General features: G+C 59.4%; 18 protein-coding genes. 9 read left to right on the top strand and 9 right to left on the bottom strand.

Annotated features, from left to right (window positions below):
* Nucleotides 1–158: 158 nt before the first annotated feature.
* A complete protein-coding gene (locus tag BDD14_RS23835; protein WP_130421843.1) occupies nucleotides 159–1,022 on the top strand; it encodes a purine-nucleoside phosphorylase in 864 nt (287 codons plus the stop codon).
* 89 nt (nucleotides 1,023–1,111) lie between these two features.
* Nucleotides 1,112–1,789, top strand: a complete 678-nt coding sequence (udk, locus tag BDD14_RS23830; protein WP_242618167.1) for a uridine kinase — start codon at nucleotides 1,112–1,114, stop codon at nucleotides 1,787–1,789.
* Here the strand turns inward: udk and BDD14_RS23825 are convergent.
* The 3 genes from BDD14_RS23825 to BDD14_RS23815 form a co-directional block, all read right to left on the bottom strand.
* The gene (locus tag BDD14_RS23825) at nucleotides 1,727–2,518 is read right to left on the bottom strand and encodes a lysophospholipid acyltransferase family protein (protein WP_165420220.1); all 792 of its coding nucleotides are present in this window, start codon (nucleotides 2,516–2,518) and stop codon (nucleotides 1,727–1,729) included. The genes udk and BDD14_RS23825 overlap by 63 nt on opposite strands.
* 1 nt (nucleotide 2,519) lies before the next feature.
* Nucleotides 2,520–3,329 carry a GNAT family N-acetyltransferase gene (locus tag BDD14_RS23820; RefSeq protein WP_130421838.1) on the bottom strand — a complete coding sequence of 270 codons (810 nt, stop codon included), beginning with the start codon at nucleotides 3,327–3,329 and terminating at the stop codon, nucleotides 2,520–2,522.
* Nucleotides 3,330–3,422: 93 nt separating this feature from the next.
* A complete protein-coding gene (locus BDD14_RS23815; protein ID WP_130421836.1) occupies nucleotides 3,423–4,202 on the bottom strand; it encodes a lysophospholipid acyltransferase family protein in 780 nt (259 codons plus the stop codon).
* Between the two features lie 63 nt (nucleotides 4,203–4,265).
* Here BDD14_RS23815 and BDD14_RS23810 point away from each other — a divergent pair, with 63 nt between their 5' ends.
* Nucleotides 4,266–4,808 carry a DUF2062 domain-containing protein gene (locus BDD14_RS23810; protein WP_130421834.1) on the top strand — a complete coding sequence of 181 codons (543 nt, stop codon included), beginning with the start codon at nucleotides 4,266–4,268 and terminating at the stop codon, nucleotides 4,806–4,808.
* 22 nt (nucleotides 4,809–4,830) lie between these two features.
* Here BDD14_RS23810 and BDD14_RS23805 read toward each other — a convergent pair whose 3' ends face one another.
* Entirely contained in the window at nucleotides 4,831–5,769 is a 939-nt protein-coding gene (locus tag BDD14_RS23805) for a S1/P1 nuclease (protein ID WP_130421832.1), read from the bottom strand.
* A 31-nt stretch (nucleotides 5,770–5,800) separates the two neighbouring features.
* A complete protein-coding gene (gene pncB / locus BDD14_RS23800) occupies nucleotides 5,801–7,105 on the bottom strand; it encodes a nicotinate phosphoribosyltransferase (RefSeq protein WP_130421830.1) in 1,305 nt (434 codons plus the stop codon).
* A 131-nt stretch (nucleotides 7,106–7,236) separates the two neighbouring features.
* Here pncB and BDD14_RS23795 point away from each other — a divergent pair, with 131 nt between their 5' ends.
* The 4 genes from BDD14_RS23795 to BDD14_RS23780 all read left to right on the top strand — a co-directional run bounded on the left by BDD14_RS23795 (nucleotide 7,237) and on the right by BDD14_RS23780 (nucleotide 11,307).
* Entirely contained in the window at nucleotides 7,237–8,304 is a 1,068-nt protein-coding gene (locus BDD14_RS23795) for a 1,9-bis(guanidino)-5-aza-nonane synthase (protein WP_130421828.1), read from the top strand.
* Between the two features lie 375 nt (nucleotides 8,305–8,679).
* Nucleotides 8,680–10,377 carry an ATP-binding response regulator gene (locus tag BDD14_RS23790; RefSeq protein WP_242618166.1) on the top strand — a complete coding sequence of 566 codons (1,698 nt, stop codon included), beginning with the start codon at nucleotides 8,680–8,682 and terminating at the stop codon, nucleotides 10,375–10,377.
* Between the two features lie 67 nt (nucleotides 10,378–10,444).
* Complete coding sequence (locus tag BDD14_RS23785) at nucleotides 10,445–10,870, top strand: response regulator (RefSeq protein WP_130421824.1); 426 nt, start codon at nucleotides 10,445–10,447, stop codon at nucleotides 10,868–10,870.
* Between the two features lie 107 nt (nucleotides 10,871–10,977).
* On the top strand, nucleotides 10,978–11,307 hold the full coding sequence (locus BDD14_RS23780) for an Hpt domain-containing protein (RefSeq protein ID WP_165420219.1): 330 nt from the start codon (nucleotides 10,978–10,980) through the stop codon (nucleotides 11,305–11,307).
* Between the two features lie 7 nt (nucleotides 11,308–11,314).
* Here BDD14_RS23780 and BDD14_RS23775 read toward each other — a convergent pair whose 3' ends face one another.
* Both BDD14_RS23775 and BDD14_RS33800 read right to left on the bottom strand, forming a co-directional pair.
* Nucleotides 11,315–13,252 (bottom strand): glycoside hydrolase family 88/105 protein, encoded by a 1,938-nt coding sequence (locus tag BDD14_RS23775; RefSeq protein ID WP_130421820.1) that lies wholly within the window; start codon nucleotides 13,250–13,252, stop codon nucleotides 11,315–11,317.
* Nucleotides 13,253–13,362: 110 nt separating this feature from the next.
* A complete protein-coding gene (locus tag BDD14_RS33800; RefSeq protein WP_278045532.1) occupies nucleotides 13,363–15,741 on the bottom strand; it encodes a DNRLRE domain-containing protein in 2,379 nt (792 codons plus the stop codon).
* Between the two features lie 256 nt (nucleotides 15,742–15,997).
* Between BDD14_RS33800 and pgm the strand changes: the two genes are divergently transcribed.
* On the top strand, nucleotides 15,998–17,644 hold the full coding sequence (gene pgm, locus BDD14_RS23765) for a phosphoglucomutase (alpha-D-glucose-1,6-bisphosphate-dependent) (RefSeq protein WP_130421816.1): 1,647 nt from the start codon (nucleotides 15,998–16,000) through the stop codon (nucleotides 17,642–17,644).
* 59 nt (nucleotides 17,645–17,703) lie between these two features.
* Here the strand turns inward: pgm and BDD14_RS23760 are convergent, their stop codons facing one another.
* Together BDD14_RS23760 and BDD14_RS23755 are read right to left on the bottom strand one after the other, a co-directional pair.
* Nucleotides 17,704–18,093: a DUF1634 domain-containing protein gene (locus tag BDD14_RS23760; RefSeq protein ID WP_130421814.1), complete on the bottom strand. Its 390-nt coding sequence runs from the start codon at nucleotides 18,091–18,093 to the stop codon at nucleotides 17,704–17,706.
* Nucleotides 18,094–18,095: 2 nt separating this feature from the next.
* Complete coding sequence (locus BDD14_RS23755; RefSeq protein WP_130421812.1) at nucleotides 18,096–18,932, bottom strand: sulfite exporter TauE/SafE family protein; 837 nt, start codon at nucleotides 18,930–18,932, stop codon at nucleotides 18,096–18,098.
* Nucleotides 18,933–19,038: 106 nt separating this feature from the next.
* On the opposite strand from BDD14_RS23755, the gene BDD14_RS23750 reads away from it, so the two are divergent.
* Nucleotides 19,039–20,346, top strand: coding sequence for an NCS2 family permease (locus BDD14_RS23750; RefSeq protein ID WP_130421810.1), 1,308 nt, complete (start codon nucleotides 19,039–19,041; stop codon nucleotides 20,344–20,346).
* Nucleotides 20,347–20,389: the final 43 nt, after the last annotated feature.

The raw sequence follows: 20,389 nt of genomic DNA, 5'->3' as shown, positions 1-20,389 counted from the left end.
CGCCGAATCGATTGGGGTGAATCGCTAAACTATTAACAAAGGCTCGTGGAGGAACTCTCGGCAACAAATCTCCGCCCCCGTGCATGGCGACCTTTTGACGAGGTCCCAGCCTTAAGTATCTGTTTTGAAGACTTTGCGAGATTTTAGATAGGGTGGGTATGACACAGACGAGCCAGCTTTCCGAGGCAGAAGATCACTATGCGCGCGCCACAGCGGCGGCCCGCTACATCAAGTTGCTCACACCGATTCAACCCCGCCTGGGATTGATCCTCGGCTCCGGCCTTGGAGACTTCGCCGGCAAAGTCGAAGGTGCCCTATCCATCCCCTACTCCGAGATTCCCAACTTCCCCGTCTCCACCGTCGTAGGTCACTCGGGAAAACTGGTGCTCGGAACCCTCGGCAGCGTCCCCGTAGCCGTCATGCAGGGCCGTGTCCACGCCTACGAGGGCTACTCCATGAAGGAGGTCACCTTCCCCACCCGAGTCCTGGGACTCCTGGGTGTCCAGCGCCTCATCGTAACCAACGCCGCCGGGGGCATCAACACCAGCTACGGCCAGGGAGCAATCGTCGCGATCTCCGACCACATCAATCTCACCGGCGCCAATGCCGTCACCGGGCCCAACGAACCACGCTTCGGCGACCGGTTCTTCGACATGAGCCAGGCCTACTCACCCGCCCTGCGCAAACTGGCCAAAGAAGAAGCCGAGAAGCAGGGATGGAAGCTCGATGAGGGCGTCTACCTTGGGGTCCTCGGTCCCAGTTATGAGACCCCCGCCGAGATTCGTGCCTTCCGCACCCTCGGAGCCGATCTCATCGGCATGTCCACCGTCCACGAGGTAATCGTCGCCCGGCATATGGGAATCGAGGTCCTTGGCCTCTCCGTCGTCACCAATATGGCGGCGGGCGTCCTCGATCAACCCATTAATCATGAAGAGGTGATGGAGACAGGCCGGCGCATCGCCGCACAGTTCACCAATCTGCTCACCGCTCTCATCCCGCAACTCGCCGCAGAGCCGAAGTGAGACTGCAAGCTCCTTGGACAATCGTGTCAGGCTTAGCGTTTCGAAGGGCAAACACCGTAGAGAATTAGAGCGAAAGGAAGCCGCTGCTTTTGGAAGATCAACCCGCGCTGCAACTCCTGCTCCCGCAGCGCCCCCTCATTCTTGGACTGGCTGGCTGCTCCGGCTCCGGCAAAACGACGCTGGCCCGCGAGCTCACCGCCCAGCTCTCCGCCACGCTGTTGCCGCTGGACTTCTACTATCGCTGTCTCAGCCACCTTCCGTCCGAAGATCGCTCGCTGCAGAACTTCGACCATCCCGATTCGCTCGAGCACCTGCTTCTGGTTCAGCACATCGAAGAGCTGGCCGAAGGCCGCAGCATCGACCGGCCCATCTACGACTTCACCACGCACACCCGCGTGCCGGATCAAACGGAGACGATCGTATCCGCGCCGGTGCTGATCGTCGAAGGTATTCTTGCGCTGCACTATCCTCGCCTGCGCACCCTCTACGACTTCAGCATCTACGTCAATGCTCCGAACGAGATCTGCCTCAACCGCCGCATCTATCGCGATATGCGCGAGCGAGGCCGCACCGAGGCCAGCGTTCGCGCCCAGTTCGAAGCCACCGCCAAGCCGATGGCCGATCTGTACGTGATTCCTTCCGCCCGGCACGCATCCGTAACGGTCGAAGGAACCGATGCACTGGACTGGTCCGTCGAGCAGGTCCTACAGCGCCTCCACCAGCTCGATCTCGTTCGCGTGCATCACGCCAGGCGCAGCGAACGATAGCTCTGCGTGCATCTCCGCGACCTGCAGACGGGCCTGCTGAGACAAAACGAAGCGGTCATCCCGCTCCTCAACCGCACGCCCAAATCGCACGGTTGCTCTCACTCCACGGGCCCCTGCAAGCCGCCACAGGTGAGGAGCCAGCAGAGCGTCGCCCCACCAGTACACATCGTCAGCGAGCGAAACGTTCTGGTCGTCGCACGAATAGCTGAGCGCAGCCGCGTGAAGGGCGACGTCTTCATTAAAGACAGAGTGGAAGAGGCCGCGCCGGAAAGACAACACCTCCGATCCGTCGGTCGTCGTTCCTTCGGGGAAGAACAGCACAGGAAGGCCGCTGCGATATGCCTGCGCCATGGCGCGGTTCACCTCCGGATACGTCGCAGGGCCGCCACCGCGCACCACGTAGACGGTTCCGGCCTGCCTGGTCAGCCAGCCGATTCCCGGCCAGCCTCGAACCTCCGCCTTCGCCACCATGATGAACGGCCGGATGGAAGCATAGAGCAGAATGTCGACATAGCTGAGATGGTTCGAGACGACGGCGCCCGCGTCCGGAGATATCCCTTCCACACTCCATTCCACACCCAGGGCTCGAACAATTCTTCTGCAATAGCGATGAAGCTTCTCCGCACCTTCGACGGCAGAGCGTGCGGGGCGTAAGAAGAAATCGATCGCCGCCGCCAGAAGCAGAGCGACGACCTGCGCAATTCGCCATGCCGAGCGCAGCGAACGCAACTCAGCGTCCCTCGAGGAATCGCGTGGCGACTCGCGGATGCAGCATCTGAAGATCGAGCAGCGTCAGAAAATCGATCGTTCGGAACTCACGGTCGATGGCAGGCGGGCCACAGATCTTCGCTCCGATGGCGAGGTAAGCCCGAAGCAGCTTCGGTGCCCGCTGCGGCGCAGGTTGGACGACGGGTGTGGGCATTGCAAAGGCGGGAGTAGGCAACGTTCTCAACTCGGGTTCGACCATGAATTCCTTCAGCGAGGCGTAGACAGCGTGCCCCATCTCAGGATCGAGGGAGTTCAGCGAGCAGCAGCCCATCATGTAACGCCCGCCGTTTGCCAGCGCATAACGAGCGATTCCGCGCCACAGCAGGTGGAGAACCTCCGGCGAGCGATGCTCGCGATGAATGCAGGCACGGCCCAGTTCTACGACCTGGTTTCGCATGGATTCGTAAGGAGCAAAGCAGAACTCCTGCTCACTGTAGTAGCCGAAGCTGCGCCCGGCGACGTCGCCCATCTGCAGCCGGTATGTGCCTATGATTGCACCCGTTGTGCGCTCTTCCACCACAAGATGATCGCAGACGTCATCGTAGCGATCGTAGTCGTAGCCGTCGGCGTAGGCTGACTCCAACCCCTCGTTCATCTCGAGGTTGAAGACCAGGAAGCGGAGACGATAGGCTGCCGCGCGCTCGATCTCCGTCAGGGCAAGGCGAGCGACGTACTGCCCGGCTTCGAGGCGGATATCTCGTCTGGAGGGAAGTGCGGTAACAGTTTCAGAGACCTGAGGAACGAGGGAAGGCAACTCTTTGACTCTGACCATCGACTCTCCTTGATGCCCGGGATGAGTGCATTCGAAGTCAGTGTGCGGTGATTTTTGTTACAGGATGTTCACGCCAAGTGAAGATTCGTTGAATCAAAAATAGTGCACCGTTTCGGTACTGGTCTGGACCTGGCCAAGTTCGGCCACGGCCACCCAGGCTTCCTGGGCCGTACGCTTCCTGTTTTCCAGCTCGGAGGAGAAGGCGATTGGCTCCGCGGCGAAGCGGACCTCCGCCCGAATCCCCCGCAGGCCCAGCAGCCGGAAGATGTGCGGCATAAGGACTACATGATCCCCCCAGTAGCAGACGTCGTCGCCGACGGTTGCGTCGCCATTTCCTTCCCCGAGCCGATAGCATAGGTGCGCCGCGGTCACCGAGCCGCCGGTGGCACGAACCTGCGCCAGAAGACCGCTGTGAAACTTCAACATTCCGTCACCGTTCGTTGTTGTTCCTTCGGGAAAGAAGACAACGGGCAGCCCGGCGTGAAGGACAGCTTCGAGATCGGCCCTGGCCTTCAGGGCCGAGCCACCATATCCCCGTGCAACATAGACGGTGCCGGCCATCGTCGTCATCCATCCCAGAACGGGATAGTCGGCTACCTCTACTTTCGAGACGAAGACGCACGGGCGAAGTGCCGCAAAAACAATGATATCGAGATAACTGAGGTGGTTGGAGATCACGGCCCCCTGGGTTGGAAAGCCTCCGCTCACCTCGATCTCTATTCCAAGTCTCTCAAGAGCTATGGAGGCGAACCGGTGCAACCACTCTGCACGTGCCTCACGTGTGGATGGCCGGCGGATGAGGAGTTCCGCACCGAAGCGGACAAAGTGTCCGGCAAGATGAATGCTGCGTGTCACAGACCGAAAGAAACTCACCCGCACCTTCCCCCTGGTGCGCAGTCTATCCTGAGAGCTGTGAATCACGACCTGTTAAGTCTCATGGCAGATAATGGCGCGCCTGAAAGTCGACCAGCTTCTCCCGGGCCGCCCCTGGCCCGCGGCAACATCCTCTATCGTCGCGTCGCACTGCCGATCTTTGCTCTTCTGCGCCGTGGGGCCTCTCCAGAACGCCTGGCCTGGAGCATTGCGGTTGGATTATTGATTGGAATCAATCCCGCGCTGGGTACGACCACGGTCTTGTGTTTTGCAGTCGCGATTCTTCTGCGGTTGAATATCGCTGCCTCGCAGCTTGCCAACCACATTATCTATCCCCTGCAGCTTCTTCTCCTCGTCCCCTTCCTTCAACTGGGCAGCCGCATCTTCCATACGGAGCCGATACCGTTTTCGACCCACGCGATGATCGACTCGGCAAGAAAGGATCCTGTCGAACTCATTCGCAGGATCTGGCGCTGGGAATGGCATGCGTTTCTTGTATGGGCGGTAATTGCCGCCCTGCTGATTCCCCCTATTGCGCTTGCGCTCACACCGCTGCTCCGCAGGCTCTCGATTCGTCTGCAACGGTCCGGTAATTCAACAGGTTGAAAGGTGACCTGAGGCGATTCCCCTAATTCGCCCCGTGGAACTCCTGGACCGGATCGCCACTGCGTACCCACGCCGTGTAGATCATGTCGCGCAACTCGATCGCTCCGGCTGCGAGCCGCTCCTCAGCGAAAGCCTGCCCTTCGGGGTCCCCGGCACCGTTGAATCCGCCCGCCTTCTCCAGCTGATACGTCTTCTCCACCAGGGTGGCCGAATGCCGCAGATAGGCCAGGTAATCCGTCCATTCGTCGTTGAGCAGCTTCGGCTGAGCCGCTGCTACCAAGGGAGCCAGATCGGTTGACTTGATGTTCTGGCTGACAAAGATGGATTCGAACAGCGAATGGATCTTGTGTTCCGTCGTGTATCCGTTGGGATTCGGTCCAGTCCAGCCGTTGTACTGGATGGTTACATGCAACGGTTGTGAGCCATCGGCGACGTAATGACCTAGCCAGCCAGCATAATAGAGAACTGCGGTCTCGGCCGGTTTGGTATCCTGCCCGGCTGCCAGCAGATGGCGGTACTCTCGCATGCCCACCTTGAGCCGTTGCCAAACCTCCTCTGTGACATAGGGCTGCAGGCCCACCTTTTCAGGCGTCATCTGGACATCGGGGTGCGCCGCCTGTGCCTGCGCGAGGGCACGAACAAAGTCGTAACGCTTCCGGGGCAAGGTTCCGATCAGATCGGCATATTCGAGATCGATGAAGTGCTCCGGAGACTGAGCATCGCCAAGCTCCGGTTCGGCATGATTACGCCAACGGTCGGGCTCCGGGCCAAGATACTCCATGGTGTCGAGAGCGTTGCCGTTTCGAAGAAACGCCGGCACATCGGTGGGAAGATAGGTCGCGGCAAGCCGGTTTATCATCCGGTGACCGTCGCCTCCCCAGGCAAACGAAGGCTGTACCGTCATCCATGGCACCAGGGCAGAGGCCACGACAAAGCGCATCACACGAACCAGCTTAGACATAGAGCAAGTATATCGAGCCGTCCAAACTCTGCTAGACGAGCACTTCGGCTCCCAGCACAGGGCTGGTGCCGAAGATTCGCCGATAGCGTTCGATCTCCTCGACCGGCCCCGTGGCTTTGTGAGCGTTGTCACTAAGCTTCACCGCCGGTCTTCCCTCCACGGATACGATCTTGCACACCAGGCTTATGGGTTCCAGGTCATGCTCACCCCGCGGGTGGCAGTCCCGAAAGTCATTGGTGAGCAGGGTTCCCCAGCCAGCACTGAAACGGATTCTTCCCTTGAAGTACTCCTGGAGGGCGAGAATCTCGTCCACATCCAGTCCGTCGGAGGCAATAAGACGCTTGCGGCGAGCATCCCTGCCTCGGCTCATCAACCAGGCTATGTACTCGTCTCCAGCCACGAAAGGGTCCTTCGAGTCGCAGCGCTGGCCGGTCCAATCGGCAACCCAGTCCGGCGCGCCCTGGAGGAACTGGGTGGTCCCGAAGGTATCGGGTAGAAGGATCAGGAGCTCGCCCCCGTAGCTCTTCTGCCACAGCTCGAGGACACGGTACTGCGACTGATGAAGCTCCTCCTCGGAGTTGGAGAGCGCGGCAAGAGCCATCGGCAACTCATGGGCATTGGTTCCCATCGCTTCGAGGTCATGCTTATAGGCAAAGTAGGTGTTGGAGGTTCCGGAGAGGCTCTGGCCAATGCCCGCTCGCATGGCCATCACCGCATACTCCTGCCATAGAAAGGAGTGGCGGCGGCGGGTTCCGAACTCCGAGATCCTGACCTCGGGAACCTGGCGCAGCTTTTCGATCTTGTCCCACAGGCGCGTCTTGGCACGGGCGTAGAGGATGTCCAGCTCCAGCTCGCTCAACTTTCCCAGGGCAACGCGGCTCTTCATCTCGCTCAGCAGGGCAAGGCCGTAGATCTCCCACATCGTAACCTCGGTCCACAGCCCTGCGAAGTGCAGGACAAGCTGTCCATCGCGTTCGGCGACCTCGTATTCCGAAAGGCGAAAGTCGTGCTCAAGCCAATCCAGAAATGCGGGCTCGAAGATGCTGCGGGTTCCATAGAAGGTATTTCCGGCCAGCCAGATCAGCTCGCTCTTTCGGAAACGAAGCCGACGCACATGCTCCATCTGTTCGATCAGGGCCGGAATGGGAATATGTTCGGCCAGGCGCACCGAAGCCGTTCTATTGGTTGTCTCCGAGGTGACGTGCACCCCGGAAAAGTTCTTCCAGATGAACTGCAACATCAGCAACTTGTAAAAGTCCGTGTCCAGAAGCGATCGGACGATCGGATCCAGCTTCCAGTTGTGATTGTGAGCCCGTTCCGCGAGATCGACATTCATGCTCTCCAGTCTCTCCCTTCCGCGCCAGCCAGGCAATCTCCGCCTGCGCTTCCATCCCCAGGAGAGAGGGGTCTAAAATTCACACACAGCCGCGCGAAACGCGGGGTTCGGCTTGCTATCCTATAAGGGCTATGCTCACGAAAAAAGAACTCCTTACCCAGCCCATCAAGCACATCGACATCAAGCAGCACAACGTCGTGGCCCTGGTCGATGCCATGCAGTCGATGGCCTTCAGCTCGCGCGATACTGCCCGCGCCGCTTCGATCTACGAGATGATGCTTCGCGACACCGACTGCGGTGTCATCCTCTGCCTCGCCGGATCGCTGATCTCGGCCGGTCTGCAGAAGGTCATCGTCGACCTGCTTCGCAACAACATGGTGGATGCCATCGTCTCAACGGGCGCCAACATCGTCGACCAGGACTTCTTTGAAGCTCTGGGCTACAACCATTACATGGCCGGCGACGAGTACAAATACGGGCACGAAGACGGCGTTCTCCGCGAGCTGATGATCGACCGCATCTACGACACCTTCATCGACGAAGAAGAGCTGCGTGACTGCGACGAGACGACCCACAAGATCACCAACTCCCTGGAGCCGCGGCCCTACAGCTCGCGTGAATTCATCCGCGAGATGGGAGCCTACCTGGCGAAGAACGGCAAGACTCCGCAGGCAGGCGGTCGCGATTCGATCGTTCTGGCGGCCTATGAGAAGAACGTGCCGATCTTCTGCCCCGCGTTCTCGGACTGCTCGGCGGGTTTCGGGCTGGTAGCTCATCAGCACGCACGTCAGGGCAAGCCTTCGGTCTCGATCGACTCGGCCAAAGACTTCTACGAGCTGACACAGCTGAAGATCGCCAATCCCACCACAGGTCTGCTGATGGTCGGCGGCGGCGTTCCGAAGAACTTCGCACAGGACATTGTGGTAGCTGCCGACATCCTTGGGGTCGAGGCCTCCATGCATAAGTACGCCATCCAAATCACTGTGGCCGATTCGCGGGACGGCGCTCTCTCCGGATCGACCCTGAAGGAAGCTTCGAGCTGGGGCAAGGTCGATACGACCTACGAACAGATGGTCTATTCCGAAGCCACGATGGCCCTGCCACTTGTCGCTGGTTACGCGTTCCACAAGAATGCGCAGGCCGAACGGCAGGGAAAGAAATGGGCCACGATTTTGGATCGGGTCACGGTAACTGCGTAGATAGTATCTAAAGTCATCACCCCAAGGGCCATCTCAATAAGAGATGGCCTTTTGTGCTGGATCTCCGATCTAAACGGATATCTTACTGAAAGGGGGTACCTTTAAGGGTACCCTTCACCATTCTTTATCAAAAGGCGCGGGAGATTCTGGCATTCTCAGCTGCGAGATTCTTTTACATTTTTTTCTTTGTTTTCATATAGATGAACCGGATTATGCAGTTACCCTCAAGTTTAGTTACTTTTGTTACCTGTTTTTGGGTGACTCGATATACCCTAACTCTTGAAGAAGTTGTATTTGCCCCACTTTTTTCGAACGGAGTTCGCTCTTGTTCTCCGTCTACTGCCAAGGTTACTTAAAGGTCCGTTCAGCATGCATATGCTTCCGGTTCTAGGGTTTCTCTCTCTGTCAACGGCATGCGGAATTCTGCTGCTCGCGCTCCTGCGAGCGCACCGCGCCCTTCGCGAACTTGCGGGACAACTTACCCAGGCGCGCGAGCAGCAACATCAGGACAAATTGCAGCTCTCCGAGCGTTCCCAGCTCGATACCCTCAAAGACGAGTTCATCTCGACGGTGTCTCACGAGTTGCGGACACCGCTGACGAGCATTCGCGGAGCACTCGGTCTTCTCGCCTCCGGAACCATCGGAGACCTGGAGCCCCGAGCGTTAAATCTCCTTCGCATCGCCACGACGAACACAGACCGCCTGATCCGCCTGATCAACGACATCCTCGATCTCGAGCGAATGGAATCGGGACGGGCTCCGTTACAGATTCGCCGGTGCTCACTCCGCGACCTCTGCCAGCAGGCGATCGAGACCATGGCGCCCATGGCGGAGGATCACACCGTCCATATCGAGCTGGTTCCCTTCACCGCCGGGCAGACCGCATCGATCGACTCGCTGTTCTTCGATGGTGACTCGGACAGGATCCTGCAGGTGCTGACGAATCTGCTCTCGAATGCGATCAAATTTTCCCCGCCTGCATCGACCGTGCGAGTCCATACCGATGCAACCTCGGATTCCATCCTGGTCAAGGTTGTCGACGAGGGACGAGGAATTCCCGCCGACAAGCTCGACTCCATCTTCGATCGTTTCCAGCAGGTGGAGCACTCCGACGCAAAGCAGCGTGGCGGAACCGGACTCGGACTATCGATCTGCCGGAGCATTGTGCAGCAACACAGCGGCTCGATCTGGGCACAGCGGAATCTCATCAAGGGAACCACGCTCTTCGTTATGCTGCCCCGGACCGCGCGGTCGACGGACCTTTCGATTCCAGCGACGCGTCCTTCCCCCGGCGAGGGTGCCATTCTCATCTGTGACGACGATGCTGGCATTCGGACCGTCGTCTCCGAACACCTTACGCGACAGGGCTACACGGTCGTCGAAGCCACCAGCGGCGAGGAGGCCCTCAAACTTGCCGCGGAACACGAGGTCGAAGCCATCCTGCTCGACCTTTACATGCCCGGCCTCAGTGGGTGGGAGACGCTTCAACGACTTCGCGACAATCCGGCGACCGCCGAAATCCCTGTAGTCGTGCTGAGTGTTCTCTCTTCGACACTGCGTCCCCAGCTCACCGGCGATGCGCAGGGCTGGGTGCAAAAGCCCTTCAATGAAAATCTTTTGTTCGCCGAGCTTGGCCGAGTTCTCCACCACGGAGACGGTCCCGCGTACGTCCTGCTGGTGGAAGATGACGACGACCTGGCGAGTGTTCTGATCGCAAACTTCCGTGACGCGGCCGTGCATATCGATCATGCCTCAACCCGGCAGGAGGCTATCCGTCACTGCGTAGGCCGCCGGCCAGACCTGGTTATTCTCGACCTGACGCTGCCGGATGGGGACGGGTTCTCTTTCGTGGAATGGCTTCGGCAACAGCCTCCTCTTCGCAGCATGCCCCTGGTTGTGTACTCCGGCCACGAACTCTCCGATGTCGAAATGTCGAAGTTGCGCCTCGGTCCAACGGAGTTTCTTACCAAGGCGAAGGTGCAGCCCCAAGAGGTCGAGACGCTGGTCCTTTCGATGGTGCGGCGACTCCGATCGAAGTTCGATCATCTTATTTCAGCCGGTCCCGCAGCTTAAGCATTTAGCAACAGAAAGATCCATTCGGCCCTCCACCCTCTTTTTCTGCATGAGAAAATAGGGATTCATGCGGCAAATTCTGATCATCGACGATGAGGACGATATCCGGGAGGTCGCATCGCTTTCCCTGGAGGCTACGGTTGGGTGGAAGGTCCTGACGGCGAGTTCAGGCTCCCAGGGCATCGAGCTCGCGATCTCGCATCAGCCCGACGCGATCCTGATGGACGTCATGATGCCCGGCGTGGACGGCCCGACAACCTTCCGCCAGATGCAGCAGATTCCCGCTATCGTGCACATTCCAGTCCTTCTGCTGACCGCCAAGGTACAGGGCGTCGATAAACGGCGCTTCGCCGATCTTGGGGTCACGGCAGTGCTCTTCAAGCCTTTTGATCCTCTCACCCTCGCCGAACAGATCGCCGAAGCCTTACATTGGAGCATTGTCCCGTCTTCCTCGGTGCGGAAGATATCGTCCATCTCCTCCGCACCGAAGTAACGGCGATACCGGCTGGATAACCTGTTCCCGCCGGTACACTAATGCAAGGGATCTTTCGGTCGCGAGCTGTCTTCGACAGGACTTTGCGGCTGCATTCGCAAACTTCCATGAACCAGGCTTCTCAACCCGATTCTGAACTTCACTCGCTTTTGCAGGATCTTTGGCAGCGTCACCTCCCCGCAACCCGGGAGCGTCTGGACCAGCTGGAAAAGGCCATCTGTGTTGCGGCAGCAGGTGACCTCGCGGAGAACGAACGGGCAGAAGCGCAAGCGACGGCACATAAGCTCTCTGGCAACCTGGGAATGTTCGGCTATACGGAAGCCGGGGAAGCCGCCAGCGAGATCGAATACATCTTCAAGGGACCTACCCCGAAGACGATTCCCGCTCTACGCGATCACATGCGCCGGCTCCGCACCTTGCTGGCCGAGCATCTCTAGCAATCTCTTATTTCGTCTGCCGAACTGCCCATCCTGCAAGATCAATTGCCGCGTCGTAGCCATCAAACTCCAGCGGGAGCTTGTTTCTCCGATCGACATATTCGTTGTAGATCCATGGGTCCACTACAGCAAATACAGTTCCCTTCCCCACCTTCGCCACAGCCATCAGAACGTCCCCTTTGTCCGTCAGGATTGACTTCGCTGGTGCAGAGAGCGTGATTGTGGAGATCTCTTTCAGATAGGCCTGGTGCGGATACTCGAAGACTCCCGTTCCCTCCGGGACCATCACCGTGCCCTGCGGCCAGTAGTTGTTGTCGACCGTATTGCGAAGCACGGCATTGAAATGAAGTCCGAAGCGTTCGGTCATCGTGTTGAAGTGATCGAACTCGGAGTTCGTCTTGTCGTTCTGCATCAGAATGAGAACCCCGCCCGCCTTGACCCAGGCTTCGATTGCATCCCCGCTGGCCAGGTCCATATAGTGCAGATTCGGGTTTTTGGCGGGAATATCGGGGGAGGCCATGAGGTAGATCTGAGCTTTACGCAGGTCCGCCACTGTAGGCGCAGTCGTGAGCGTAGCGAGCTTCACGCCGTACCGCTGAAATGCACGACCGAAGAACGCGAACCCGGGGTTGGCGTCGTCGTCCCACTTGTAGTGGAACAGTTCCGTCTGACCGGCCGCGTTCTTTCTCGTCTGGGAGTTGAACCATGCATCGACCAACACGGTCTTGCCCTGGCCAAGTGCTTCCGTTCCCGCTTGTGCCAACTCCGAACCCGCAAGAAGAAAGGCGCCTATGCCTTTGGCATCGTTGGTCGTCGTCTTTTCGCCGATGTAGTAGTCGAAGGTCCCCGAACGGTAGGGTGACCCGCCCAGTCCCCCCACTTTTACCGTTCCCTCGAGCGATGTCAGGCCATCGGCCCCGGTGGTTACAAACGTAGTCTGGATCGCCTTCCATCCCCGCTGCGCTGCGGCGTCGTCGGCCTGCGGCAGGTATCCCATCCGAGTGCCCTTTGCCAGGGCATAGACAAACATGCAACTCGCCGAGGCTTCGTGAAAGTTACCCTTTTGCGAACCTTTGTCCAGCACCTGCCACCACAGGCCTGTCTTCTTATCCTGATAGGCCACAATTGCCTTGGCTGTTCGATTCAACACTCGAATCAACTCGGGCCGATCCGGATGGTTGGCGGGAAACCAGTCCAGCACATCGACCAGCGCCATGGCATACCAGCCCATCGCCCGTCCCCAGGCCTCGGGAGAGCGACCGGTCTTCGGATCTGCCCACTTCATCTGCTTCGACTCGTCCCACCCATGTCGCAGAAGCCCGGTCTTCGCATCGCGCATGTGCTGATCCATCAGCAACAGCTGCTTCGCAATGTCGTTGAAATCCTCCGGCTGCTGAAAGGTGACTGCGTACTCGGCACGAAAGGGCGCTGCCATGTACGCTCCGTCCAGCCACATCTGGTTGGGATAGATCTGTTTGTGCCAGTATCCCCCGCTCGCCGTCCTGGGCTGCAGGGCGAGCTGGTCGTAAATATACTTCGCCGCCTTGTAGTACTTAGGCTGTTGGGTCACGCGATAAACCAGAAGCACGGACCTTCCCAGCTCAATCTCATCCAGACTATGCGCGTCGGCATGGTAGTTCTTGATCGTTCCATCTTCAGTTACATATTTATCGATCGAAGCCTTGATGTAGCGGAAGTCATCCCCGTTGGCAGTCGTATGCCACTGGGCTGCCATGCCATCCAGCAGGACTCCTTCTTCGTATCCCCAGTTGCTCGGATGGTTCTCCGTCGCCACAACCCCCTTCGGCCATTCCCGCATCGCCGAATCGGCCATCTTCGCCGAGGCCTGGTCGATCTTCAGCGCGCCTTCGGCTCTCGCGTCGACTCCCCACATCGCCTGAACCGCAAACATGCCTCCGATAGCCGCAGCACGAAACAACTTCATCCTTCTCTCCCTTGCAACAAGCTGAAATTCGTAAGACAACAGCATACCTGCTCGACGTCGCGGTTCGCGACAAGGGACATCTGAGCGGAATCATTGCGCGTATGGAAGGGTCAGCTGCAGGCCAGGGCCGTCCAAACCGCGGTCTGGGTTCCGTTCCCGCCTTCAATCTTAAGATCAACAAAGCTGCCCGCCGGAACGATCACGTTCGCAGTTGCTGTACAAGTGGAGTTGAGCGAAACGGTGCATGCAAGATCGGTCGCACTCATGCTCCCGGGCATTCCCACCCGTAGGGTGATCTTGATGGTGTTGGCCTGCTGGGAATAAGCCGTCAGCGTGGTCGCCGTACATCCTGAAGGTACCCAGGTCAGGATCGCGCTCGTTTCGCTTGCGTTTGAGACAGCATTGCTTACCGAGTAATATGTTTCGAACGCAACAGGATGGTAGACCGAAGCAAACGAGCCCCAACCGCTTCCCGAACCGCCAGCCCCACCCCCACTTGCGCCGGCAGGTCCCTGCGGAATCGTGAAGTTGAGCACAGCTGCCGTCGCACTACCTGAGTTGGTCACCACGGCAGGCGTTCCCGCAGGTGCTGTCGCCACCGTGCCGATGCTCACTGTTGCCGCCACTCCCACCGGCCCGGTTGCGCCTGCGGAACCCGCCTGTGCCAGCATGGACCATACCGCCGGGGTCGTGTCGGGCCTCGCAGCCAGACTCGTAGCCACGGCAAGGTAAGTGCTGCCTTCATAGAACACGGCATCGTTCGGAACATAGCCGGTTGCACTGGACCATGCTCCCTTGAAGCTCACTCCAGCCGAACCGACCGAGCCTTGTGGACCTTGAGCACCGGCTATGCCCTGAATCCCTTGCGGGCCCACAGCTCCAACAGCCCCGGCGGGCCCGGCTGCTCCAGCAGGTCCGGCAGAGCCTTGGGGACCTGCTGGTCCTGTAGCGCCCTGAAGACCCATCGCCCCAGCGGGTCCGGTTGCGCCCGACGGCCCGGCTAGCCCCTGAATCCCTTGCGGCCCTACCGGTCCCGGGGTTCCAGCAGCAAACTTTCCCCATGCCGCAGGCGTTTGATCGGGCGCATTTCCAAGATTGCTGTCGACGAGTGACACGTATCCGGCGCCTTCATAACTTACGCCGTCTCCCGCGGCGTAGGCCAACGACGGCGAATAGGTCCCGCGAAAGGTCATCCCCACCGGACCCATCGGTCCTAACGGACCCACAGGACCCGCTTGCCCCTCCGATCCTTGCGGACCTGCCGCCCCGGTAGCGCCTGTAGCTCCAGCGGACCCCGATGGACCTTGCGGACCGATCGGACCCTGTGGGCCCGCCACTCCAGCCATACCCTGGGGTCCTTGTGTTCCTGTTGGTCCTTGTGGCCCCGCTACACCATGGGCAGCAAGCGCGCTCCACCAGACAGACCCGATGGCTGGCGCATTGCCGTAATTGTCATCCATCAGAGAGACAAAACTGGCTCCATCCCAGAAGGCGACGTCACCCGAGGAATAGTTGATCGTTGCCCCATAGGCTCCTCGATATACCAGCCCCGGGGAACCCTTTTCCCCCTGCTGTCCGGTCGCGCCGGTCGGGCCCACGTCGCCTTTTGGTCCCTGCAAACCCATCGGCCCAGCCGGACCCGCCGTTCCCTGGGGGCCTACCGGACCGATCGGCCCCACGGACCCCGGATCGCCCTTCAGCCCCTGACTTCCTGTCGGCCCAATCGGACCGGGAATCCCCTGCGGTCCTATGGGTCCTATAGCTCCTATGGCTCCTGGGGCTCCTATGGCTCCTGGGGCTCCTATGGCTCCTATGGGACCAGCCGGTCCCTGTATCCCGGGAGCTCCCGTCTCTCCCTTCGGCCCCTGCGACACCAGCACCACATCAAGCTGCGGCGCATGCCCCGTCAGGTCGTTCTCCTTGCTGTCGAACTGCACAGCCGCAGTCGTCGACGTCAGTGCGATGCCATTATTGCTCGTTGGATTCGTGATCCATGCCTGAACCAACGACGTTATGTCGATAGAGACGTATGCCTGGTTGCTGCTCACAGCAAACGCCAGGGAAGCTCCTGCCAGCGCCGGCAAACTCGCATACGTTACGCTGTACTCTCCCCACGCAGAGTTCACCGCCTGCAGATTAATCGTTCCCGGGGAATCGGCTCGATTGCAGTACAGGCGAAGCACTGCGCGCGAAACCTGGGCGGCCGTCGCTCCGGACGGAAGATTTCCCAGGTCAAACTGCATCAGCGCCGTGTAATCTCCCCCGACATTCAGGTTTGAGATCGCCCCGCTGTTCGCCATCGGCCGTGCAGCGTTTACATGCGCATCCGCCACCAGCGTCGCCTCGATCGCCGACGCCCGTATCGTCACTGTCAGCAGAACTACCGCAAGGCCCACCCACCGAGGGAACATCCGCGCGCCATACTCCTTGAAGTCCTCTGAGTCAGGAGCCTCCGCCGGCTGGCCCGCCAGGCGGAAGACCTGACACATCCTACGCAACGATCAAAGCTCTGCGATGCACGTTGCCGCATGTTCATGGACGACCATGCGTTTCTCTATTCAGGAACAGAGACCGGGAGTAACTTTGTTGTAGGTCATAGGCCATAGGAATTACAAGCATTTGGCGTACAACTTCCGTAGCACGTTCACGTTTTCGAACCACTTCCTCACGCTCGAGGTTTTCCTCATCGCGTCTGCATCTCATAGAGTGAGAAGATCAATCGCACACTAAAGGACATTCATCCCAATGAGTTCAACTGAGACTAATCAGCCCGGCCAGGTTCCCTCGCTCGACTCTCTGGTCGACCTCCCCTGTCTCATCACTGCGTATTATGCCCTTCACCCTGATCCAGCTATTCCTGCGGAACGTGTCGCCTTCGGAACCTCGGGACATCGCGGATCGGCCTTTGCCGCCGCCTTCAACGACGATCACATCGCCGCGATCACGCAGGCCATCGTCGAATACCGTGCCACCCAGCACACCCTCGGCCCGCTCTTTCTCGCCCGCGATACCCATGCTCTCTCAGAGCCCGCTTTTACCACCGCACTCGAAGTGCTCGCAGCCAACGACGTGGAAGTGATGGTCGATGAACATCTCGGCTACACCCCGACACCGGTTCTCTCGCACGCCATCCTTACTCGCAATGCAAATCTCAAGCTCCATCGAGCCGACGGAATTGTCATCACACCCTCCCATAATCCTCCTGAGGATGGCGGCTTCAAATACAACCCGTCGAACGGAGGGCCTGCGGACACCTCGGCCACCAAATGGATCGAAAATCGTGCCAATGAGATCATCGCTGCCGGACTCAAGGATGTGAAACGCATCTCCTATGCGCGAGCGCTTGGAGCCGATAAAACTTATCGTCATGACTACATCACCGCCTACGTCGATGACCTCGCCAGCGTAATCGACTTCGAGGTCTTGCGCGGGACCACCCTCAAGCTCGCAGTCGACCCCCTGGGCGGGGCCGGCGTCCACTACTGGCCGAGGATCGCAGAGAAGTATCGCCTTCCGCTGGAGATCCTTAACCCAGGTGTCGACCCAACCTTCCGCTTCATGACGCTCGATTGGGACGGCCGCATACGCATGGACTGCTCCAGCCCGTATGCCATGGCGAGCATGATTGCCAAAAAAGACAAATACGACGTCGCCTGGGCTTGCGACACCGACCACGATCGCCACGGCGTCGTTACCCGGACGAGCGGTCTCCTCAATCCCAATCATTACCTTGCCGTGATGATTCAATACCTCTTCACCAACCGGCCCGAGTGGGGCGAAAAGACCGCGATCGGCAAGACGCTCGTCTCCTCGAGCATCATCGACCGTGTAGCAAAGGGCCTCAACCGTCCCATGCTTGAGGTCCCCGTGGGCTTCAAATGGTTCGTGGACGGACTTATCGACGGCTCGCTGGGGTTTGTCGGCGAAGAGTCCGCCGGTGCCACCTTCCTGCGCCGCGATGGAAAGGTCTGGACGACCGATAAAGATGGTCTCATCCCCGGCCTGCTCTCCGCCGAGATGACCGCACGCACGGGGCGAGATCCCGGCGAGCTTTATCGCGAGCTCACGGCGAAGTACGGCGACCCCGTCTACCAGCGCATCGATGCGGCTGCGAGCAAGGAGCAGAAGGCCAAGCTCGGGAAGCTCTCCGCCTCACAGGTCAACGCAAAGGAACTCGCCGGGGAGGCGATCACGGCCATCCTCACCGAGGCTCCAGGGAACCACGCCGCAATCGGTGGCCTGAAGGTCGCCACGGAGAACGGCTGGTTCGCCGCCCGTCCGTCCGGCACCGAAGACGTGTACAAGATCTACGCCGAAAGCTTCAAAGGCGCGAATCATCTCAGGCAGATCCAGGCTGAGGCACAGGCGCTGGTCAACGCCGCAATCGCGTAGACGGCACGGGCTGCCGGCCAACTCGGCAGCCCGCACACCTCGGACGGCGCGTTTCACAATCAGTGCAAGAGCATGCTGCACGTCAGGGTCGCGAGCACGACCGCTGTGATCACCACGTAAACCCGATCATGCTCGAGCGCGAAGCCGACGATCGACAATGCCACGCGGATAATCGGTGTGAGCAGCAGGCAGATGATGCCGACCTGAGCAATGGCAAGACCTCGGTTTTCGGTGTCCATAGTCTGCGGATGGAAGGCCTGTTGCACCGTTCTCGAGGGAGAAGCGAAGAGCGACTTCGCACCAACGAACGTTTGGAACGACACAGGGTCGGAACGATGAGAGTGGAGAAAGACAGTTCCACCGAGCACGCCGACCAGCACCGCCACAAGAACTCCGGTGCGAAGGGTCAGACTGATCAGACGTTGAAGCTGTTTGTCCTGGATATCCATCTCTAAAGCCTTCCCTTCAATCCCTGCACGATCATCTGAATCGCGATCACACCGACGATCACGGCAAAGAGCCGCCGAAGAACCAGGACCGGCAGACGCGGAAGGAGACGCGCTCCAAACATCGATCCCGAGAGAACGCCGAGCATCACCGGGAGCGCGATCACGGGATGAATATATCCGCGCTTCAGATAGATTGCCGCGCTGGCCACGCCGGTGACGCCGATCATGAAGCTGCTCGTTGCCGTCGAAACCTTGAAAGGAATCCCCATGATTCGGTCCATCGCAATCACCTTCAGAGCTCCGGAGCCGATACCCAGCAGACCGGACAGAACGCCTGCCACATACATCAGCCCAAACCCGGGTCCGGGATGAGAGACAGAATACGGAACCGTCTCTGTACGCGATCGGTAGATACCGCTGAGTTTCAGTTTCTCCGCAAGCGGGCTCGGATTGACGGTTACACCCGTCTCACGACGCGTCTGGCTCGTCTGCCATGCGGAGTGCAGCAGGACCATACCGAAGATAACCGCCAGGGCCGCCGTCGGAACCTTGCTGGCCAGCATAGCTCCGCAGATTGCGCCCACCGTCGTCGCCAGCTCGAGAAACATTCCTATTCGGATATTGGAGAGGCCGTCCCGAACGTAGGCCGCCGCCGCACCAGACGAGGTAGCGATGACGGAGACCAGGCTCGCGCCGATCGCGTAGCGAATATCCACGCCAAGCAGCAGGGTAAGCGCGGGAGTCACAATAACCCCACCGCCGAGGCCCGTCAGAGCTCCCACGAGACCAGCGGTCGTCGAGACGAGAAAGACAATAATCGTGAACTCGTAAGCGGGCATTCGCCTCCATCGCCGTCATCCTCCCGGACTTCGTTCGAGGCCCAGATCCTTCACGTATCCTGAAGATGATCTATTTCATTCTATTCATCTGACGAATTAGGGACGGATGCGTTCACGACTGGAACACTATTTTGGCTTCGCGGTGCGAGGCACCGATTGGCGGACGGAGATTCTTGCCGGATTTACGACCTTCATCACGATGGCGTACATCATCTTCGTCAATCCTGCGATTCTCCACGAGACCGGCATGCCCATCGCCGCCGTGACGGCCGCCACCTGCCTGTGTGCCGCCTTTGGCAGCGTATTGATGGGGGCGCTTGCGAACTATCCGCTGGCCCTGGCTCCAGGCATGGGGCTGAATGCGTACTTCACCTACACCGTGGTCAAGGCGATGCACGTGCCCTGGCAAACGGCGCTGGGAGCAGTCTTTCTCTCGGGCGTCATCTTTCTGGTGCTCACCTTTACGGGCATCCGGCAGTTGCTGGTGAGTGCGATTCCGCATCAGCTCCACGCCGCTGTCGCAGGAGGAATTGGACTCTTCATCGCGTTCATTGGATTCCGCAACGCCGGCATCATCGTTCCCAATGCTGCGACCACGGTTGCGCTGGGCAATCTGCACACACCCTTTACGGCACTGGCACTCTTCGGGCTGGTGCTGATCGCGACCCTCCAGGTCCTGCGGGTGCGGGCGGCCATGCTGATCGGCGTGTTGGGGACCATGGCCGCAGGGCTGGCCTTCGGGCAGGTCCACTGGAGCCCGGTTCCCTACAGCCTCGCTTCCCTCGGCGAGACGGCCTTTCGGCTGGATCTTCGCGGAGCGCTCCATATCGGCGCAGCCGAGATCGTCTTCGTCTTTCTCTTTGTTGACCTCTTCGACAATATCGGGACTCTTGTCGCGGTCTCCGAGCGAGCAGGGCTGATGACGGCAGATCACCAGATCCCGAGGCTGAATCGAATCTTCTTCGCAGATGCGACCGCGACCATTGTCGGCTCGCTGACCGGAACAAGCACAGTCACCAGCTACATCGAGTCTTCGGCGGGCGTCGCGGCCGGCGGACGAACCGGCGTGACCGCGATCGTGACCGGACTTCTGTTCGCGATCGCCTTGTTCATCGCTCCACTGGTGGGAGCAATTCCGAGCTTTGCAACGGCGCCAGCTCTCATCCTGGTTGGCGGCCTGATGGTCACCGGCCTCGGCAAGATTGAATGGAACGAACCGGTGATCGCCATTCCGGCGTTTCTCACCGTCACCACCATTCCGCTCACCTGGTCGATCGCGGACGGACTGAGCTTCGGGTTGACCAGCTACGCCGCACTTGAAATTCTGACCGGACGAGCGAAACGCTCCAGCTGGATGCTCTATCTACTGGCGGCACTGTTTTTGATGCGCTTTTTCTTCCTGCACCATGGATGACCCAAAACACTCTCTGAGTAACTTTCAGTCTCCAATTACAAAA

It is taken from the genome of Edaphobacter modestus (assembly GCF_004217555.1).
Taxonomy (GTDB): domain Bacteria; phylum Acidobacteriota; class Terriglobia; order Terriglobales; family Acidobacteriaceae; genus Edaphobacter; species Edaphobacter modestus.
This window is presented reverse-complemented; position numbering and strand designations above follow the sequence as displayed.